The 20,232-nt window shown below is 61.4% G+C and carries 18 protein-coding genes; 13 read left to right on the forward strand and 5 right to left on the reverse strand.

The window, feature by feature from the left end:
- The first annotated feature begins 70 nt into the window (after positions 1-70).
- A complete protein-coding gene (locus tag AB8A50_RS00970) occupies positions 71-3,742 on the forward strand; it encodes an AsmA family protein (protein ID WP_439076447.1) in 3,672 nt (1,223 codons plus the stop codon).
- 55 nt (positions 3,743-3,797) lie between these two features.
- On the opposite strand, the gene AB8A50_RS00975 is transcribed toward AB8A50_RS00970, so the two are convergent.
- The 4 genes from AB8A50_RS00975 to AB8A50_RS00990 all read right to left on the reverse strand — a co-directional run bounded on the left by AB8A50_RS00975 (position 3,798) and on the right by AB8A50_RS00990 (position 6,571).
- Positions 3,798-4,055 carry a ribbon-helix-helix domain-containing protein gene (locus AB8A50_RS00975; protein WP_068734045.1) on the reverse strand — a complete coding sequence of 86 codons (258 nt, stop codon included), beginning with the start codon at positions 4,053-4,055 and terminating at the stop codon, positions 3,798-3,800.
- Entirely contained in the window at positions 4,052-4,240 is a 189-nt protein-coding gene (locus tag AB8A50_RS00980; RefSeq protein WP_068734044.1) for a DUF4169 family protein, read from the reverse strand. Before AB8A50_RS00980 ends, AB8A50_RS00975 begins: the two co-directional genes overlap by 4 nt.
- Positions 4,241-4,534: 294 nt before the next feature.
- On the reverse strand, positions 4,535-5,947 hold the full coding sequence (gene fumC / locus AB8A50_RS00985) for a class II fumarate hydratase (RefSeq protein ID WP_093760469.1): 1,413 nt from the start codon (positions 5,945-5,947) through the stop codon (positions 4,535-4,537).
- A gap of 108 nt (positions 5,948-6,055) precedes the next feature.
- Positions 6,056-6,571, reverse strand: a complete 516-nt coding sequence (locus AB8A50_RS00990; protein WP_089268256.1) for an SspB family protein — start codon at positions 6,569-6,571, stop codon at positions 6,056-6,058.
- A gap of 256 nt (positions 6,572-6,827) precedes the next feature.
- On the opposite strand from AB8A50_RS00990, the gene AB8A50_RS00995 reads away from it, so the two are divergent.
- From AB8A50_RS00995 to AB8A50_RS01045, 11 genes are all read left to right on the forward strand, one after another.
- Complete coding sequence (locus AB8A50_RS00995) at positions 6,828-7,430, forward strand: chromate transporter (protein WP_439076448.1); 603 nt, start codon at positions 6,828-6,830, stop codon at positions 7,428-7,430.
- A complete protein-coding gene (locus AB8A50_RS01000; protein WP_439079897.1) occupies positions 7,427-7,963 on the forward strand; it encodes a chromate transporter in 537 nt (178 codons plus the stop codon). The genes AB8A50_RS00995 and AB8A50_RS01000 overlap by 4 nt, the downstream gene beginning before the upstream one ends.
- 92 nt (positions 7,964-8,055) lie before the next feature.
- Positions 8,056-8,556: a tripartite tricarboxylate transporter TctB family protein gene (locus AB8A50_RS01005; RefSeq protein ID WP_089268259.1), complete on the forward strand. Its 501-nt coding sequence runs from the start codon at positions 8,056-8,058 to the stop codon at positions 8,554-8,556.
- A gap of 13 nt (positions 8,557-8,569) precedes the next feature.
- Positions 8,570-10,135: a tripartite tricarboxylate transporter permease gene (locus AB8A50_RS01010; RefSeq protein WP_170849787.1), complete on the forward strand. Its 1,566-nt coding sequence runs from the start codon at positions 8,570-8,572 to the stop codon at positions 10,133-10,135.
- Positions 10,136-10,262: 127 nt separating this feature from the next.
- A complete protein-coding gene (locus AB8A50_RS01015) occupies positions 10,263-11,246 on the forward strand; it encodes a tripartite tricarboxylate transporter substrate-binding protein (protein ID WP_439076449.1) in 984 nt (327 codons plus the stop codon).
- 167 nt (positions 11,247-11,413) lie between these two features.
- Entirely contained in the window at positions 11,414-12,208 is a 795-nt protein-coding gene (locus AB8A50_RS01020) for a thymidylate synthase (protein ID WP_439076450.1), read from the forward strand.
- A complete protein-coding gene (locus AB8A50_RS01025; protein WP_439076451.1) occupies positions 12,205-12,741 on the forward strand; it encodes a dihydrofolate reductase in 537 nt (178 codons plus the stop codon). The genes AB8A50_RS01020 and AB8A50_RS01025 overlap by 4 nt, the downstream gene beginning before the upstream one ends.
- A 153-nt stretch (positions 12,742-12,894) precedes the next feature.
- Positions 12,895-14,049, forward strand: coding sequence for an FtsH protease activity modulator HflK (gene hflK / locus AB8A50_RS01030; protein WP_089268263.1), 1,155 nt, complete (start codon positions 12,895-12,897; stop codon positions 14,047-14,049).
- A complete protein-coding gene (gene hflC, locus AB8A50_RS01035) occupies positions 14,046-14,939 on the forward strand; it encodes a protease modulator HflC (protein WP_089268264.1) in 894 nt (297 codons plus the stop codon). Before hflK ends, hflC begins: the two co-directional genes overlap by 4 nt.
- Positions 14,940-15,107: 168 nt before the next feature.
- The gene (locus AB8A50_RS01040; RefSeq protein ID WP_068734021.1) at positions 15,108-15,308 is read left to right on the forward strand and encodes a DUF2065 domain-containing protein; all 201 of its coding nucleotides are present in this window, start codon (positions 15,108-15,110) and stop codon (positions 15,306-15,308) included.
- Positions 15,309-15,506: 198 nt separating this feature from the next.
- The gene (locus AB8A50_RS01045) at positions 15,507-17,045 is read left to right on the forward strand and encodes a Do family serine endopeptidase (protein WP_439076452.1); all 1,539 of its coding nucleotides are present in this window, start codon (positions 15,507-15,509) and stop codon (positions 17,043-17,045) included.
- A 985-nt stretch (positions 17,046-18,030) separates the two neighbouring features.
- Here the strand turns inward: AB8A50_RS01045 and serB are convergent.
- Positions 18,031-18,921, reverse strand: coding sequence for a phosphoserine phosphatase SerB (serB, locus tag AB8A50_RS01050; RefSeq protein ID WP_439076453.1), 891 nt, complete (start codon positions 18,919-18,921; stop codon positions 18,031-18,033).
- A 3-nt stretch (positions 18,922-18,924) separates the two neighbouring features.
- Between serB and miaA the strand changes: the two genes are divergently transcribed.
- A complete protein-coding gene (gene miaA, locus AB8A50_RS01055; protein ID WP_439076454.1) occupies positions 18,925-19,851 on the forward strand; it encodes a tRNA (adenosine(37)-N6)-dimethylallyltransferase MiaA in 927 nt (308 codons plus the stop codon).
- Positions 19,852-20,232: the final 381 nt, after the last annotated feature.

Genomic DNA, 20,232 nt, shown 5'->3' on the forward strand with positions numbered 1-20,232 from the left:
TGACGTGCTGCAATGCACTTTGCCTGGCAGGCAGGCGGACATTCTGCCGGAGCGCTTGAGGGGAGATTCGGTGCAGACGACACTGCTCGGCCTGGCAATTGCATTTATCCTGGCGCTGGTTGCTGCTCTGGTCGGGCCCTATTTCGTCGACTGGAATCAGTTCCGCCCGCAATTCGAGGCTGAAGCCACGCGCGTGGTCGGTGCGCCCGTTCGCGTCAGCGGCGGGCTGGAGGCGCGGCTGCTGCCGGCGCCGTCGCTACGGCTACAGTCGATCACGGTGGGAAGTCCCAACGATCTCGGCAGGATCCGTGCAGACAATCTCGATGTGGAATTCAGCCTCAGTTCGTTGATGCGCGGCGAATGGCGCGCGACAGAACTCACCATCGGCGGCGCTGCGATCGATCTCGGCCTCAATGCGCAGGGGCGTATCGAACTTCCGGCTTCCACAGGGCCATTCAATCTTGGCGCGCTGGCGATAGACCGGTTGAACTTCACCGGTCGTGCTGCACTCCATGACGCTGCGAGCAAGAGCACGCTCGAACTCTACGACATCGCCTTCAGCGGCGATGTTCGTTCATTGGCGGCCGGCGCCATGCGCGGTGATGGCAATTTCCTGTTGTCGGGCGCGCGCTATCCGTTCCGTTTGTCCTCCGGGCCGACCGGCGACGGCAACGGCACGCGCGTTCGTTTTACTGTGGACTCCGGCGAGAAGCCCTTGTCCGTCGATCTCGATGGCGTGCTTAACTTCGACAATCGCACGCCACGCTTCGATGGCGCACTGACTCTCGCAAGCCCGGCCGGTCTGAAGGCGAATGGCGCGAGCGATCAACTGCCAACGCCGTGGCGCGTCTTCGCCAAGGTCAAGGCCGATCCGGCCGCTGCGCATATGGAAGCGCTCGAAGCCAGCTATGGCGCGGAAGAGACCGCTTTCAGGTTCGCTGGTCTTGCTGACATGCGCTTTGGCACATCGCCACTGCTGCATGCGGTGCTGTCGGCCAAGCAGCTCGATGCCGATCGGCTGCTCTCCAGGGATCAAGCGACCCACGATGCGGTGACGCCGTTGCCGGTGTTGCGCAGACTGTTGTCGAGCATGCCGATGGCGCCCTTCGCGACACAGATCGAGATTGGCGTGGAGCAGATCATGCTCGGCGGAAAGCCTGTGCAGAATATCGGCGCTGACCTGCGCAGTGATGCAGCTACCTGGACAGTCGATCGTCTCGAGTTTCGTGCGCCAGGCGCGACCCGCGTCACGTTGAGCGGCGGCGCAGCACAGCCAGGTGCATCGAGCGGCTTCAAGGGGGCGATCGCGGTCGAGTCGTCCGATCCGGATACGCTTGCTGCGTGGCTCAAGGGCCGAACAGACATCGGCTTGCGCAATCAGAAGCCGCTACGCATTCGCGGCAATATCACTTCGGCGTCCAATCGCTTGGCCATCGAGGCACTCAAGGCGGAGATCGACGGCGGTACGGTCGAAGGTCGTGCTGCATATTCGTATCCGTCTGCCGCTGGCGGCTCCCGCTTCGATGCCGACCTGAAGGCCGACCGGCTCGATCTCGACGCAGCGGTGGTTTTGATCCGGTCGCTTGGCGAGCCGCAGGCCGAGTGGCCAGATGCAGGGCAGGTGTCACTCGATATCGGCCGTGCTGTGTCAGCCGGGCAGGAGATGCGCCCGTTCGTGGCGCAACTGGCCTACAGCCCAAAGACGATCTCGGTCGATCGCTTCAAAGTCGGTGAAGCCACCGGCCTGATGCTCGACGGCCGCGCGTCGTTCGATCGCATGGAAGCCACGGGCGGACTGACACTCAACGCCACGTCCGCATCGATGAGTCAGATCAGCAACTTGCTCACGCCGCTGGCGCCGTCTGTTGCGGCGAGGCTCAGCGCCATGACCGCGACGCCCGGCGCGGTTCGAGTCAAACTGTCGCTCGATCTGGCAAAGGATCAACAACGCGCCGATCGCACAAATGCGCGCGCCGTATTCGATATCGATGCGGCGCAGGTGAAGGGGACGACGACGTTGACCGCATCTGCTCCCCTAGCGGCGATGCGTGGCGTCGACCTCAATGAGCTGTCGCGCAGCGATGTGACACTCGAGTCTAAATTGGTCGGGCAGGGCGGGCAACTTCTCGCATTGTTGGGCCTGAGTAACGTGATCGCCGCAAGCGACGCCGTTGTGAATTTCGAAGGATCGGCAAAAGGACAATGGCGCGCGCCGCTGCGCGTCACGGCAAAACTGTCCGGCGCGGATGTCGATGCCGATGTTCAGGGTAGTGCAGAACCTTGGGCGGGATCACCGAAAGCATCGCTCGCGGTTGCGATACGTCGCGCCAATCTGGCGCCGCTGGTCGCTCTCAAGCCGTCGGATGCGGCCGCGCAGAATGTCAGCCTGTCATCGCGGCTCACATTGAACGGCGACAAAGTTACGTTGGAGGATATCGACAGCACACTGGCTGGCTCACGCGTGCGCGGCCGTATTACGCTGACGCTCGCTGCCGAGAAAGCCATCGATGGTCAGATCGGCATGGATGCGATCGAACTTGGACCGGCCTTTGGTCTCGCTGTGGGCACGAGAGGTCGCGACGCCACGGATCCGCTCGGGCATGGTGTGCTGCAGGGATGGCGCGGGCAGTTGGCCTTTCAGGCGCTGCGCGGGACATTGCCTGGCGGTGTTGAATTGCGTCCCATCAGTGGCACTGTGAAGAGTGATGGCCAGGCCCTGACGATCGATACGATCAAAGGGTCTGTCGGTGGCGGCGAGATCACGGCCGATGTCGATCTCAAGCCATCGATCAGCGGATATGCGCTCGGCGCCCGCGTGCAATTCGCCGGAATCGATGGCGCTGATTTGCGCTATCGTTCCCTGGCAATGCCCACGGGCAAAACATCGCTGCGGATGACGCTGGCCAGTCAGGGGCGCAGTGCCTCGGCTCTGGAAGGCGCATTGTCCGGCAGTGGATTGCTGACGATCGACGGGGCGCGCATCAATGGCCTCGATCCACGTGCGTTCGACATTGCCATTCGCGCCAGCGATTCTGGGCAGGCCACGAATGACGTCAAGTTGCGTCAGATCGTCGATACCGCGATCACCGGCGGTGCATTGTCCGTAACTTCGGTGCAGGTCCCGTTCAGTATCAAGGATAGCCGCCTGCGCGTTGGTGCGACGACGCTCGATGGCGAAGGAGGGCGTGCCATCGTGTCAGGAGGTTACGATATCGTTGCCGACCAGCTGGATATGCGCGCGACATTGACCGGCACGAGCGCGGGGACGTCGAGCGTTCGACCGGAAGTTCAGATCTTCGCGGTGGGAACGCCAGACAAGCTTGATCGCACGCTAGATGTGGCGGCGTTATCATCCTGGCTCGCAGTGCGCGCAATCGATCGCGAGACGCGCCGGCTTGATTCGCTTGAACGCGGTGAGTTACCACCGGCGGCTGTGCCCGTTGCCGTTCCTCCGCCGTCCGCCTCGCTGCCCGTCGACACGCAGACGCCTGCGAGCGATCCACCGACAGCCTCTGCGCCCTCCGATGTGCTTCTTCCCGGTCGCGATCCGCGCCGTCTTGCACCGAAGGCCGCTACGCCTCGTCCTGCGACACCGCCTGTTGCAAGTCAGCAGGTTGCGCCGCTGCCAGCACCCATTGAAGTTCGTCCGGCACCTGGTGCTGCGCGCACACCAAGGCCGAGGCCTGCGCCTCCGCTAGTACTGACACCGCCGACCGCGAGTTCAGCGCGGCCGACGTTCTGACGATGACTCAGCAAACACGACCGACGGCGAAGCGATTCGCTTTGGTCGGCTGTGTTTACGCCGAGAGATTGTGCTCCGGCATCCGCTGTTGCGGAACGGCACGTGTACGGAAGTAATCGAGCACGAACAGCCGAATCGCGGACGACAAATTGCCCTGCTGACGGTTTGTGTCGATCTCACCAACCAGCTCGGAAAGCGTCATGTCGCGAAGATTCGAAATCTCCTTCATGCCGTTCCAGAACGCCTCTTCGAGACTCACGCTGGTCTTGTGACCCGCAACAACGATCGATCTCTTAACTACGGGCGATTTCATGATGCGTCCTCGCCATCGATGTGATGCTGATCCAGCACGTTGTTCGCACGGACTGTGCGCTGCTCCTGCAATGTTCGTTCTGACTTAGTTCGTCCGAAGCGCGCACGGTTTATATCGGCTTGTTTTGCCGATTCCTCTCGTGCAGTGCGCTTCTTGAAGCGATTGAGATTGATCAGGTCACCCATGATCGCTCCTGTCTTTAAAAAATGATGGGGTGGGAAACGTCGTCTTCACCATCCAGTAGTTGTACGAGACGAGGGTGAATTCGGTTTCGGTATCCATCCTAAAATATTCTCCGTAGTTCCAAACAAGCTCCGCAGAAAAATGAAGTCATCTACGAAGCGTAACCAGATCACCTTCTGCTGTATCACAAGGAAAAACGCGTCTGATATGCGACCATTCTAACCATTTAGCAGATATGAATTATAACTATTTCCTTCTGGAGTTATTCTCAACAAGCTGTGAGCAAATATTCTTGCTTACCCAGGATGTATCATTTTGGCCGGCTGAACAAGAAGATCGAACTCTGCTGCACTAACAAAACCGAGCCGCAGCGCTTCCTCCTTCAATGTCGTTCCGTTTGCATGAGCAACCTTAGCTACTTTCGCCGCGTTATCGTAACCGATTTTCGGTGCGAGTGCAGTCACGAGCATCAGTGATCGTTCCATCAGCTCATGAATTCGTTTTTCATCGGCGCGAATGCCGTCGATGCAGTGCTCTGTGAAGGATCGCGCAACATCCGCCATCAATTGGATGGACTGCATCATGCAATGGGCCATCACCGGCTTGTAGACATTGAGCTCGAAGTGCCCCTGACTGCCGGCCACCGTAATTGCCGTGTGGTTACCGAATACCTGACAGCATACCATTGTCATTGCTTCACATTGTGTCGGATTTACCTTTCCAGGCATGATCGATGAGCCAGGCTCGTTCTCCGGAAGTATCAATTCGCCGAGTCCGGAACGTGGCCCGGATCCGAGCAGCCGGATGTCGTTTGCAATCTTAAATAGACTAGTTGCAACCGAGTTGATCGCACCGTGTGCAAACACATAGGCGTCGTTTGATGCGAGTGCTTCGAATTTGTTCGGTGCAGTGATGAAAGGCAGCTTGGTAATTGTTGCTGCGTGCTTCGCGAATAACTTCGCAAAACGAGGCTTGGAGTTGAGGCCGGTCCCGACTGCAGTTCCACCTTGGGCGAGCGGGTAGAGATCCTTCACGACGCTTCGTAGGCGTTTGATGCCGCTTTCGATCTGTGCGGCATAGCCTGAAAACTCCTGCCCGAGCGTGAGCGGCGTCGCGTCTTGTGTATGTGTACGTCCGATCTTCACGATCTTTGCGAAGGCTTTTTCCTTCTTGCGCAACGCAGCATGTAGTTCGCTTAGTGCGGGGATGAGGTACTCAACAATACCCTGCGTTGCCGCAATGTGCATCGCAGTCGGAAACGAATCGTTGGACGATTGACTCATGTTGACATGGTCATTGGGATGCACTGGCTTCTTCGCGCCGCGTTCACCGCCAAGAAGCTCGTTCGCACGATTGGCAATGACCTCGTTGAGATTCATGTTGGTCTGCGTGCCGGAGCCGGTTTGCCAGACGACCAGCGGGAAGTGATCATCCAGCTTCCCATCGATGACTTCGCGCGCTGCGCTCACAATGGCTTTTGCAAGCTTGGGCTCGAGAAGTTTGAGTTCGCGATTGGTTTCGGCCGCTGCCAGCTTGACGATGCCGAGCGCGCGAATGATCGGCATCGGCATGCGATCGTGACCGATCTTGAAATTCTGTCGCGACCGTTCCGTTTGCGCTCCCCAATAGCGATCCGCTGCGACCTCGATCGGACCGAAGCTGTCGGTTTCGGTGCGGGTGGTGGCGGAGGTCTTCGAGGATTTGGCCATGGGTACGGTCCTTGCGATGCCGCGCTCCCTGCAGAGACTTCTGGCGGGTGCGGCGCATAAGAATGGGGCCGCGCGAACGCGGCCCCGGCACCTTACAACGTCTTGCGATTATTTTTTCCGGAAGCGGTCTAAACGGACGACTTCTGCACCTTCGCCCGATTTTGGCGGTTCTTCCTCTGAAGCAGGCGCGGGCGGAGCCGGAGGGGCGGCGAGAGCAGATGCCGCAGTGGCTGCGGACGACGCGCCGGCAGCCGGGGTCTCTACAGCGGTTTCGGTTTCGAACTGCAGGCCGAACTGTACCGAGGGATCGTAGAAACTCTTGATGGCGTTGAACGGCACGACTAGGCGCTCGGGGATGCCGTTAAAGGACAGGCCGACCTCGAAGCGATCTTCGGTGACCACGAGATCCCAGAACTGATGCTGCAGGATCACCGTCATTTCCTCTGGATACTGGGCCAGCAGGCGCGGCGACAGTTTGACGCCGTCGGCCGTTGAAACGAAGGTGATAAAGAAGTGGTGCTCGCCCGGCAGGCCATGCTCGGCAGCGTCGATCAGCACGCGCCGCAGAACGCCACGAAGGGCGTCGCGCGCCAGCACATCGTATCGAATATGATCGGTTGCCATCGGTCGGTCCCGTCGCTTGTCTTGGTCATGGCCATATATGGAGTGAGGGCGAGGCCGGAGGCCGACTCGCGTCACATACTGTTCTATCTATTCTATCCCGGTCTTGACCCGAGGTCAGCAGCCGGAAAAGCTGGCGCCCTCTATATATGACGCAAATTGGACGCGATACAGCCGGGCGGTCATTTCAACCGCCGATTGGCGTGGAAACAGGCAAAAATCGATTGGCCCGATGGGCGGATGGCCCTAGTTCTGGACCATGCGTCCAAGTTCACCACAGGCTGATGCCCCCATTGCGGAACTCGCGTCGGCATCGCCGCCGGGACTGCTGACGCTATTCCTTGCCTTTGCAAAGATGTCCTTGGCCGGTTTCGGTGGCGTTCTGGTTTGGGCGCGCCGGGCGATCGTCGAGCAGCACGGCTGGATGACGCCCGAGGAATTCAATGAGACTTTCGCACTTTGCCATTTCTTGCCGGGGCCGAATATCGTCAATCTGTCGGTGGTGTTCGGGGCGCGGTTTCGCGGTGTGCCTGGCGCCATTGCAGCCTTTGCGGGATTGCTGGGGCCGCCCGTGGTCATCGTGACCATTCTGGCGATCCTGTATGCACGCTTTGGGGATATCGAAGCGCTGCGGCGCACGCTGGCCGGCGTCTCATGCGCTGCCGTTGGACTGCTGTTCGCGGTGATTTTCCGAATGATGCTGCCTCTTCTGAAGAAGCGTGAGCCGGTCAGCCTGACGCTCCTGATCGCCGTTTTCGTCGCCGTTGGCGTGATGCGATGGCCATTGCCGACCGTTCTTCTGGTGTCGATTCCCGTCAGTATCGGCCTGACCATGTTGATGCGACGGCGGGCGGCAGTATGAACGACGCGAGCCCCGGATCGCTTGTCACGCTGGCCTGGTCGTTCGGGCTGATGTCGCTTTTTGCCGTGGGCGGCGCCAATTCGGCCATTCCCGAAATTCATCGGCTCGCGGTCGATGTCAACCACTGGATGTCCGACAAGCAGTTCGCGGATGTGTTTGCGATCTCGCAGCTATCGCCGGGGCCGAATGTTCTCATTGTGACGCTGATCGGTTATCAGGTCGCTGGCATCATGGGCGCGATGGTTGCAACACTGGCCATGTGCGGGCCGACGGCCGTGTTTGCTTATTTTGTCAGCCAATTGCTGGCGCGGTCGGGCCACGCGCAATGGCCGGGAATCGTACAGGCCGCGCTGGTCCCCTTATCGATAGGTCTCATGAGCGCGAGCGGGTTGGTTCTGCTGTTCGCTTCTGACACCACCTGGACGGCGTTTCTGGTAACGGGGAGCGCCGCCGTTTTGGCGTTTGCCACGCGGCTTAACCCGCTATGGTTGTTAGTTGCTGGGGGCCTTCTTGGTTTCGCTGGCGTTCTCTGACGAAAATCGCTAGCAAGCTTGACCACGGAGCCGTTGGGCGGTCTCCGAACGATGTTGTTTGGGCTAAATGCTCGTGACAGGGGAACGTACCAATGAGTGATGCGCCGAGCCATGCGCCGGAGAAATCCATCTTACCGAGCTGGGTCAAAGGCCCTCAAGACTTTATCGGCGGCCTTGCTTTGGTGGCGATTGCTGCATTTGCTCTGTGGGCATCCAGCGATCTGCAGGGCATGCATGGCTTTTCGTTCGGAGCAGGTACCGCGCCGCGGATGTTCGGCATTCTGCTGCTGGGTCTTGGTGCAGCCGTAACCGTTGTCGGCATTTTCACAGAGGGCCCCGGGCTCTCCAAGTTCCACTGGCGCGGTCCGTTTTTTGTGGCGCTGGCCATTCTGGTTTTCGCGGTCGGCATTCGTCCGATGGGCATGATCTTCGCGGCGATGTCGAGTTTTCTGATTGCTGCGCTCGGCACGCCCGAGACGCGCTGGAAAGAAACGATCATCGTTGGCGCCTGCCTCACGGGCTTCTGCGCCTTGCTGTTCCCGTATGCGCTTGGTCTGCCGTTGCAGATGTGGCCGACATTTCTGATCCGCTAAGAACGAGGGCGTCATGGGTGATCTTTTTTCGAATCTCGGTCTTGGCTTCAGCACCGTCTTCCAGTTCGTGCAGTGGACGCCGGCGTTCCTCGGCGGAATGTCGATCCCGCTTCCGATCAATATTCTGCTCTGTCTGATCGGCGCGCTGGTCGGTACGCTGGTCGGCGTTCTGCCGGGCATCGGTACCATTGCCACCGTGGCGATGTTGCTGCCGATCACGTTCGGTCTGCCGCCGGTCGGCGCGCTGATCATGCTCGCCGGCATCTATTACGGTGCGCAATATGGCGGTTCGACCACGTCGATCCTGGTCAATATTCCGGGTGAAGCAGGTTCGGTCGTAACTGCGCTCGACGGCTTCCAGATGGCGAAGCAGGGCCGTGCCGGTCCGGCGCTCGCGATTGCAGCAATCGGCTCGTTCTTTGCGGGTTGCGTTGCGACGGTCCTTATCGCTGTGCTCGGCGCGCCGCTGACCAAGCTCGCGCTTGCGTTCGGTCCGGCAGAATACTTCTCGCTGATGGTGCTCGGCCTGATCTTCGCCGTGGTGCTTGCCAAGGGCTCGGTGCTGAAGGCGATCGCGATGATCGTATTCGGTCTGCTGCTGTCCATGGTTGGTTCCGACATCGAAACCGGCGCGTCGCGCATGTCGTTCAACATCCCTGAACTCGCTGATGGCCTGGGCTTTGCCACGGTCGCCATGGGCCTGTTCGGCTTTGCGGAAATCATCCGCAACCTGGATGCGGGCGGCGAGGAAGATCGCCAGCTCGTGCAGCAGAAGGTCACGGGCCTGATGCCGACCAAGAAGGATTTGAAGGACTCTGCGCCGGCAATTCTGCGCGGCACGGTGCTCGGCTCCATTCTCGGCATTCTTCCGGGCGGCGGCGCGGTCATCGCATCCTTCGCGGCCTATACGCTTGAGAAGAAGCTGTCGAAGGATCCAAAGCGTTTCGGTCGTGGAGCGATCGAAGGCGTTGCAGCGCCGGAAAGCGCCAACAACGCTGCAGCGCAAACCTCGTTCATCCCGCTGCTCACCCTCGGCATTCCGCCGAACGCGGTGATGGCGCTGATGGTCGGCGCGATGACCATCCACGGCATCGTGCCGGGTCCGCAGGTGATGCAGAAGCAGCCGGAACTCGTCTGGGGCATGATCGCCTCGATGTGGATCGGCAACCTGATGCTGCTCGTCATCAACCTGCCGATGGTCGGCATCTGGGTTCGGCTGCTTCGTGTGCCGTATCGCCTGATGTTCCCGTCAATCGTGGTGTTCTGCAGCATCGGCATCTATTCGGTGAACAACGCACCGATGGATGTGGTGCTCGCAGGCGTGTTCGGTTTGCTCGGCTACTGGCTAATCAAGCATGACTTCGAACCGGCGCCGCTGCTGCTCGGCATGGTGCTTGGTCCGCTGATGGAAGAGAACCTGCGTCGTGCACTGCTGATCTCGCGCGGCGATGCGACGGTGTTTTTCACCCGTCCGTTGTCGGCCACCCTGATGGCAATCTCGGCGTTCCTGCTGATCCTCGCTGTGCTTCCCGCACTGCGAAAGAAGCGCGACGAAGTCTTCGTCGAATCCGAGAGCTGACGAATCTCTCCACGCATCTGCGTCGTTACGCCACGGCCCGAAGTCGAATAGACTTCGGGCCTTTGCTTGTATTCAGTCCCGCGACTGTCGTTATTTTCGCGGCAAAAACATTTTCGGAGGAAACCAAATGAAGCTGTTCAATCGCAGAGTTGCGATCAGTGGCCTGGCGGCCGTCGCCGGCTTCGGCGCACTGGCAACCACTGTTCAGGCGCAGGAATACCCGACGCGCAACATCACCATGATCGTGCCGTTCGCGGCCGGTGGCCCCACCGACGTGATCGCGCGCATCGTCGCCGCGGACATGTCGAAGACGCTCGGCCAGCAGATCATCATCGAGAACGTCGTCGGCGCTGGCGGCACGACTGGCGCGACGCGTGCAGCGCGCGCGGCCAATGACGGCTACACGATCATCACCGGCCACATGGGCACCCATGCTGCGGCGGTGCCGCTGTATCCGAAGCTCGCTTATCACCCCGAGAAGGATTTCGAACCCGTCGCGCTGCTCGCCGGCACGCCGATTCTGATCCTGGCGAAGAAGGATTTTGCGCCAAAGGATCTCAAGGAATTCGTCACCTATGTGAAGGCCAACAGCGACAAGTTGAACATGGCCCATGCCGGCGTCGGTTCTGTGTCGTACTCGTCCTGCGAATTGCTGAGCTCGGTTCTGGATATCAAGCCGACCGGCGTGCCGTTCAATGGCACCGGTCCGGCGATGAACGCGCTGGTCGGTGGTCAGGTCGACTATATGTGCGACCAGATCGTCAACGCGGTTCCGCAGATCAAGGGCGGCACCATCAAGGCCTATGCCATCGCGACGCCCGATCGTAACCCGTCGCTGCCGGACGTCCCGACCACCACCGAAGCCGGGCTGCCGAAGTATCAGGCCTCGGCCTGGAACGCGATCTTCGCGCCCAAGGGCACGCCTGCCGCGATCACTGCCAAGCTGAACGCCGCGGCCGCCAAGGCGCTCGACGACGAAAACGTCAAGAAGCGTCTGCTCGATCTCGGTTCGGACATTCCGAAGCCGGAAGCCCGCACCCAGGCTGCGCTCGGTTCGCTGGTGAAGAGCGAAGTCGAGAAGTGGTCGGCGGTGCTCAAGCCCGCAATGTGATCGGGAACCGGCTAACCAATTGATTTCAAGGGCTGGGTCCTCACGGATCCAGCCCTTGCCGTTTGCGGGGCAGGGACACACTTTTTCGGGTATAATCCGGGAATCGGCGTGTCCGACCACCGGACGAGGCGATAAGTTCGCCCGCTCACAAGCCCGCAAGATCGACCATGAACCAGTATCACGACCTGCTAGAGCGAATCCTGAGCGACGGTGCCGAGAAGCACGACCGCACCGGCACAGGCACGCTGTCGGTGTTCGGCCATCAGATGCGCTTCAAGCTCAGTGATGGTTTCCCCGTGCTGACCACCAAGAAGCTTTCGCTGAAGGCGATCATCCACGAGCTGCTGTGGTTTTTGGCAGGCGATACCAATATCAAATATCTCAAGGACCACGGCGTCTCGATCTGGGATGAATGGGCGGACGCCAATGGTGATCTCGGCCCGGTCTATGGATCGCAGTGGCGCTCATGGCCGGCGCCCGACGGACGGAGCATCGACCAGATCGCCAATGTGGTCGATATGATCAAGCGCAATCCGGACTCGCGCCGGCTGATCGTGACGGCCTGGAATCCCGCCGAGATCGACAAGATGGCGCTGCCGCCGTGTCACTGCCTGTTTCAGTTTTACGTCGCCAACGGCAAGCTCTCCTGCCAGCTCTATCAACGCTCGGCGGATGTGTTTCTCGGTGTGCCCTTCAACATCGCGTCCTATGCGCTGCTGACGATGATGATCGCGCAGGTCACGGGTCTCAAGGCTGGTGACTTCATCCATACGCTGGGCGATGCGCATCTCTATTCGAACCATCTGGATCAGGCGCGACTGCAACTGACGCGGCCGACACGTACGCTGCCGGTCATGAAGATCAATCCGGATGTGAAGGACATCTTCGCGTTCCGCTATGAGGACTTCACCCTCGAAGGCTACGATCCGCATCCGCACATCAAGGCCGAGGTTGCGGTTTGACCACAACGACGCCCGTTCCTCAGATCGTCCTCATCTACGCCGTAGCCGAGAACGGCGTGATCGGGCAGGGCAACGCCATGCCATGGCGGCTGAAGTCGGACATGCAGCGGCTCAAGGCGCTGACCATCGGCAAGCCGATCGTGATGGGGCGCAAGACCTTCGAGTCGTTTCCGAAGCGACCGCTGCCGGGCCGCACCAATATCGTCATCACGCGCAATGCCGACTATCAGGCCGCGGGGGCTGTAGTCACTACGTCGCTTGCCGATGCGCGCGCGGTGGCGACTGGCGATGCGCTGCGGCGTTTGGTCACTGAGATTGCCGTGATCGGCGGCGCCGAGATCTATGCCCAATGGATGGGGATCGCCGACCGTCTCGAAGTGACCGAAGTTCACGCGCAGCCGACCGGCGATACCTTTATGCCGCCGGTCGATCTCACTGTGTGGGAAGAAGTGGCGCGTGTCAGAAATGCCGCGGCGGGCGAGGACAGCGTCGATTTCTCCTATGTGACATATTGCCGGAGAGCGGCTCGTTAACCGCGTTTTCCGCCCGTTAACATTGACTTTTCCGGCCTCGGGCATAGCTCCAACGATCAAGAACCCCGCGTTGTAAGAGCTGGGGTCGTCCCCTATAAAGCCATGCAGACGTGGCGAGACCGGTATGTCCGGCCGCGCAGAGGAGAGTGTTGAATGCCGTGGAAGAATCAAGGCGGAGGCCCATGGGGCTCTGGTCCGAAGGGACCTTGGGGTTCTGGTCCGCAATCGTCCGGACCGAGGCCGCCTGATCTTGAGGATCTGCTGCGCAAGGGGCAGGACCGTCTGCAGTCGATGCTGCCCGGCGGCTTCGTCAGCGGCATGGGCATCGCGCTCGTGCTCGCCGTGGCGCTCGTGATCTGGGGTCTGTCCGGTTTCTTCCGCGTGCAGTCCGAAGAGCTCGGTGTCGTGCTGCGCTTCGGCAAGCATGTCCGCACCGTGCAGCCCGGCCTGAACTATCATCTGCCTTATCCGATCGAGACCGTGCTGTTGCCGAAGGCGCTGCGCGTATCGACGCTGTCGGTCGGCATGTCGATCCTGGAAGACACCGGTCGCCGCGGCCGCACCATCCGCGATGTGCCGGAAGAGAGCCTGATGCTGACCGGCGACGAGAACATCGTCGATGTCGACTTCACCGTGTTGTGGCGTATCAAGCCCGACGGTGTCGGCAACTTCCTGTTCAACATCCAGAACCCCGAAGGCACCGTGAAAGCGGTCGCCGAAAGCGTGATGCGTGAAGTGGTTGGCCGCGCCAACATTCAGCCGATCCTCACCGGCGCACGCACCACCACCGAAACCCAGGTGCAGGAACTGATGCAGAAGACGCTCGACGGCTATAGCGCCGGCGTCCTGATCCAGCAGGTCCAGCTGCAGAAGGTCGATCCGCCGGCACAGGTGATCGATGCGTTCCGTGACGTGCAGGCGGCGCAGGCCGACGCCCAGCGTCTGCAGAACGAAGCCCAGACCTATACCAACCGCGTCGTTCCCGATGCGCGCGGTCGCGCTGCGCAGATCCTGCAGGTCGCCGAAGGCTATCGCGAACAGGCGATCGCCGAAGCCAAGGGCCAGAGCGCGCGCTTCCTCAAAGTGTATGACGAGTACAAGAAGGCGCCGGACGTAACCCGTCAGCGTATCTATCTCGAAACCATGGAGCGGATCTTCGGCGGTGCCGAGAAGCTGGTCTATGACGGCGGCCAGGGCGCCGGTGCTTCGCAAGGCGTCGTGCCTTACCTTCCCTTGAATGAACTGACGCCGCGGCGTCAGCCTCCGGCGCCATCTGGTCAGCCTCAGCAGAGCGGGAGCACCCGATGAAAACCGGCATCTCAGGTATCGTTGCACTGATTGTAGTGCTGGTGCTGGTCATCGTGGGCTTCGGCTCGATCTATACGGTACGCCAGACTGAACAGGCCCTCGTGGTCCGACTCGGCGAGCCCGTCCGCGTGGTCACCGAGCCCGGTCTGAACTTCAAGATCCCGTTCATCGACAGCGTGATCTCGATCGACAAGCGTATCCTCGATCTGGAAAACCCGGCTCAGGAAATCATTGCCAACGACCAGCGTCGTCTGGTGGTCGATGCCTTCGCTCGCTACAAGATCAAGAACGCGTTGCGCTTCTACCAGAGCATCGGGTCGATCCAGGCGGCGAACATCCAGCTCACCACGCTGCTCAACGCGGCCATGCGCCGTGTGCTCGGCGAGGTCACCTTCATCCAGATCGTGCGCGACGAGCGTGAGAACCTGATGAACAAGATCCGCGAGCAGCTCGACAAGGAAGCCGACGGTTACGGCATCTCCGTCGTGGACGTTCGTATCCGCCGCGCCGATCTGCCGGAGGCGAACAGCCAGGCGGTGTATCAGCGGATGCAGACCGAGCGTCAGCGGGAAGCTGCCGAATTCCGCGCCGGCGGTGGCCAGAAGGCGCAGGAGATTCGCTCCAAGGCCGATCGTGAAGCAACGGTCATCATCGCCGATGCGAACTCGACGGCTGAACAGACGCGTGGTGCCGGCGACGGCGAGCGCAACCGTCTGTTCGCCGAATCCTACGGCCAGGATCCGGAGTTCTTCGCGTTCTACCGCTCTATGACGGCTTACGAGAACGGATTGAAGAGCAACGACACCCGCTTCCTGCTGCGGCCGGATTCGGAGTTCTTCCGCTTCTTCGCCAATCCGTCGGGCAAGCCCCCCGCGGCAAAGCCGCAGTAACGGCGTCACTGGTTAAGCTTACGCGGATACCTGTTTTGCGTTCGCTGCCACTCTGATCTAAAGGATGAGGCGCGCCATCGTGGCGCGCCTCATTTGTTTTCAGAAAAGCGCCAAGAAAACTGCCAAGAAACTGCGGCCAGGGTGCGAACGTTCGGGAGTTGAAGTCGGATGAGGTCCATAGCGTTTGCCGACTTCCTCATCGGCATCGGAATCCTGTTCGTATTCGAAGGCATCCTGTTCCTGGCATTTCCCGGATGGATGCGCCGCGCGATGAAGAGCGCGCTGCAAAGCCCTGACAATATCCTGCGCATTGCCGGTCTGGTCTCGGCCGTCGGCGGCCTGATCCTGATCTGGGCGATCCGGCGCTAGCGGCGGCTCATAATCTCTCCGGGCGTCCGAAAAAGCTCTTCCCGATCAACGCGATCGTGCACGTTTACGTCCGCATTCCGCCGCAATCCACGTCCCAGATGGGCCAGCCGGATGGCCCGCGCGAAGGCTTGCGCGATGTCGCCGTTCGGGCGCACTCTCAGCCAAATTTGCCGACTCTCTTTTGGAGACGTTTCCGACATGTCCATCGCTCATCCCTCTCTGAGCTCCGTTTCGCGCCGTGCACCGTATAGCGGCCTGCGTCCGCTGCTGACGGCGCTTTGTTTTGGCGCCGCGGTCGCCACATTTTCCGCGCCGGCCTCGGCCCGCGGACCGGATGGCATCGCCGACGTTGCCGAGAAGGTGATCGATTCCGTGGTCAATATCTCGACCACCTCGACCGTCGAGGCGAAGAACAGCGACAAGGGGGAGGGCGGTGGCCGCGGGGCGATGCCGCAACTGCCGCCAGGCTCGCCGTTCGAGGAGTTCTTCGACGACTTCTTCAAGAACCGCGGCGGCCGCCCCGGCGGCGACAAGAATGGCGGCCTTCAGCCGCGCAAGACCAATTCGCTGGGCTCCGGTTTCATCATCGATACCTCGGGTGTCGTGGTCACGAACAACCATGTCATCGATGGTGCCGACGAGATCACCGTCATCATGAATGACGGCACCAAGATCAAGGCGGAGCTGGTCGGCGTCGACAAGAAGACCGATCTGGCAGTGCTGAAGTTTACCCCGGTGAAGCCTGTGGTCGCCGTCAAGTTCGGCGACAGTGAAAAGCTGCGGCTTGGCGAATGGGTGATCGCCATCGGCAATCCATTCTCGCTCGGCGGCAGTGTCACCGCCGGCATCGTCTCCGCGCGTAACCGCGAGATCAGCAATAACAGCCCCTATGACAGCTACATCCAGACCGACGCCTCGATCAATCGCGGTAATTCGGGCGGCCCGCTGTTCAACCTCGAGGGCGAAGTGGTCGGCGTGAACACGCTGATCATCTCGCCTACCGGCGGCTCCATCGGCCTCGGCTTCGCCGTGCCGTCGAAGACCGTGGTCGGCGTCATCGAACAGCTGCGCGAATACAAGGAAGTCCGCCGCGGCTGGCTCGGCGTGCGCATCCAGCCGGTGACGGACGAGATTGCCGAGAGCCTGAACATCAAGCCGGCGCGCGGCGCACTGATCGCCGGCGTCGACGACAAGGGCCCGGCCAAGCCGGCCGGCCTCGAGCCCGGCGACGTGGTGATCAAGTTCGACGGCCGTGACGTCAAGGAGCCGAAGGACCTGTCGCGCATCGTCGCCGGCACCGCCGTCGGCAAGGCGGTCAATGTGCTGATCATTCGCAAGGGCAAGGAAGAGACCAAGCAGGTCACCCTCGGACGTCTCGAGGATGACAAGCCGGTGCAGGCCTCGATCAAGGCCACACCGGAAGTCGAGAAGCCGGCGACGCAGAAGGCGCTGGGCCTCGACCTCACCGGTCTCAGCAAGGATCTGCGCACCAAGTACAAGATCAAGGACAGCGTGAAGGGCGTCATCGTGACCGGCGTCGATGCCGGCTCTGACGCCGCCGAGAAGCGTCTGGCCGCCGGCGACGTCATCGTCGAGGTCGCGCAGGAAGCGGTCACCAACGCCGCCGACGTCAAGAAGCGCGTCGATGCCTTGAAGAAGGACGGCAAGAAGTCGGTGCTGCTGCTGGTGTCGAATGCCGAAGGCGAGCTGCGCTTTGTGGCGCTGAGCGTGCAATAAGGTTGCACGCTGAAGAGTAATGGTGGCTCTTTCTTCTCCCTCCTCCGACCGTAGCGAGCGGGGAGGGTGGCCCTCCGTTCTCTCACAATGTCATGGCCGAACTTGTTCCGGCCATCCACGTCTTCCTTGTGGCCAAGGCGTGGATACCCGGCATGCGCCGGGCATGACGGCGTTTGGTTTGGGCGTTCGCGCGTCACGCTAGTTCAGATTCAACTGTCAAACAGCCACTGCTCTTCAGACATGCGTCATCACCCCCATTGTTTGCGGCGCGGGGGCGCCGTCGTCTGTTGCATTCCCGCCCCCTTGTGAGAGGGCGTGCGGAACGCCGGGTGCCCGTTGCACCCTTGGGCCTGATGCGAATGCGGTCTTCCGCAATCTAGAGTGCATCAGGACTTTCGGAGGCGCCGAGCGAGTGCCCAGCGTTCCGCCTGCGGTGTTTTTTCGGTTGCCTGCACATCTGCCATGGCGAACGGTCCCATCACCAAAATTAATGTCCCAGGGCGGAGGGACAGGGTAGCCGCAAAGCACTTGGCCGAACGCGTTTCGATTTGGTCGTCCGTCACACTGTCCAGGGATCTTTCCATCTCAAGGTCGGCCGTCTCCTTGCCAGTGGCAGTGCTGGCGCAGATCCGTCCTGCCCGAAGACAGACGTCACCCGTGAACCGCGTGACGCCGCATCTCCGGCGTCCACCGCATCCCACCCCGCGAACGTGACGATCGCGATCGCCCCTCTCGGTGGGGCAGGACGGAGGGAATATAAACCTGGTGGGGATATTGTCAACGGGAGATAGGAAAATATGTTCGGAGCGCCCCAAACTGTCATTCCGGGGCGGGACCGGCGCCGCAGGCGACGGGACCGAGCCCGGAATCCCGACATGTTCAGCGCAAAACACACCGAGATTCCGGGTTCGCGCCGGCCCGCTTCGCGGTCCTCTGCGCCCCGGAATGACGAGGAAGAGACGGTGTTACCAAACTAGGACTTTGCCTAGCTCACAAACTCGCTGCGCTTGTACCCCTGCGCATACAACAACGCCGTGAGATCGCCGTGATCGATCCGGGCTGCTGCGGCAGCTGCCACTGCCGGCTTGGCGTGATAGGCAACGCCGAGACCGGCATCCTGGATCATCGCGAGATCGTTGGCGCCGTCGCCGACGGCCATGGTGTCAAGATTGTCGAGATCGAATGACTCGCGCAGCTCCACGAGTGTGGCGAGTTTCGCGGCCTTGCCGAGGATCGGCTCGGCCACCGTGCCGGTCAGCTTGCCATCCGCGACATGCAACACGTTGGCGCGGTTTTCCTGAAAGCCGACGAGTTCGGCGACCTTGGCTGTGAAGAGCGTGAAGCCGCCGGAGACGAGGCAGGTATAGGCGCCATTGGCGCGCATGGTCTGCACCAGCTCGCGGCCGCCTGGCGTCAGCGTGATGCGCGAGGCCAGCACCTCGTCGACAACGCCGACCTTCAGATTTTTCAGCAGCGCCACGCGTTCGCGCAGCGCCGGCTCGAACTCGATCTCGCCGCGCATGGCGCGTTCGGTAATCGCAGCCACATGGGCCTTGAGACCGGCGAAATCAGCGAGCTCGTCGATACATTCCTGGCCGATCATGGTGGAATCCATGTCGGCGAGAAAAAGCTTCTTGCGGCGGTCGCCGACAGGCTGCACGACAACGTCGATCGGCATGTCGCCGCGGGCAGCACGGAGGCGGTCGCCGAGTGCGAGCATGTTGTGGTCGCTGGCGAACAGGATATCGGCGGCTACGCCGTCGCTCAGCCAGTGCGCCTCGGTGTCACCCGGCAGAAGTGCGCGCAGACCGTCGACCACCGTGCTATCGAGAGCAGGATTGGCGGGGTTGCAGATCAGGGTCGCAACGAGAGACATGACGTGAGTTCCAGTCCGGACAACAGAGCGCTGCTTATCGCAGGGCCAACCGCCAGCGGCAAGTCGGCGCTGGCGCTGGCCGTGGCGCGCGCGCAGAACGGCGTGGTCATCAATACCGACAGCATGCAGGTCTATCGCGACCTGCGCGTGCTGACGGCGCGGCCGACGGTCGAGGAAGAAGCGCAGGCGCCGCACCGGCTCTATGGCACGGTCGATGCCGCGGTGAATTTCTCCGCCGGCGCCTGGGTGGAGGAGGCGGCACGCGTGCTCGCGGAGGTGCGGGCGCAGGGCAAGCTGCCGATCTTCATCGGCGGCTCCGGACTATACTTCAAGGCGCTGACGCGCGGGCTCTCGGCCGTACCGCCCGTCGCCGCCGAGGTGCGCGAGGATGTCCGCGCGCGTCTGGAAAGGGATGGGCCGGAGGCGCTGCATGCGCAGCTCGCTTTGGTTGATCCGGTCTCTGCCGAGCGGCTCAACCTGCGCGATCGCACGCGCATCGCCCGTGCGCTGGAAGTGATGGAAGCGACCGGACGTTCGCTCTCCGACTGGCATAGTGACGGCCTGCCGCCGCTTCTGCCGCCGGGCACATTCACCGCGATTTTTCTCACGCCGGAGCGCGACGAACTCTATGCGCGGATCGATGCGCGGTTCGGGAAGATGCTGGATGAGGGCGCGCTGGACGAAGTCGCGGCACTGGCTGTGCGCGGTCTCGATCCGCTGCTGCCGGCGATGAAGGCTCATGGCGTGCCGGCGCTGATCCGGCATATCCGCGGCGAGATCTCGCGCGAGGAGGCCGCGGAGATCGGGCAGGCGGATACGCGCCACTACGCCAAGCGGCAGTTCACGTGGTTTCGGCATCAACTGCCGGAGTTCGCGTGGATGACGGTGGAGGAGGCGGGGACGAGGCTGGAAGCCAATCTCGCAAACTAACACTCCGTCATGGCCGGGCTTGACCCGGCCATCCATCTTTTTTCAGTTTGGCCGGAAGGTGGATGCCCGGGTCAGGCCCGGGCGTGACGTGGAGAGGCCGGTGGTGTCACGGCCCATTGCCAGCAGTCCCCTCCGCATATCTGCCCGCCCGTTTTTTCCGCTCGCCGAACGCCAAAGACCCGACTAGGCTCCAAAATCAGCGCGATCACAGCAACTTCCCTTGACATCCCCCGTTTGCTGGCTATGTTCCGCGCAAGTTATGAAAAGTCGGACCGATCCTGTGCGCAACAAAGTTACAAATCTCCTTATTATCGTGGTACCCTGGCGCACCGCCGGGGGTAGCTGACGGCTACCCACGAACCGAGCGGTGTGCACAGGGTC

Origin of the sequence: Tardiphaga sp. 841_E9_N1_2 (assembly GCF_051811065.1) — a bacterium.
GTDB classification, from domain to species: domain Bacteria; phylum Pseudomonadota; class Alphaproteobacteria; order Rhizobiales; family Xanthobacteraceae; genus Tardiphaga; species Tardiphaga robiniae.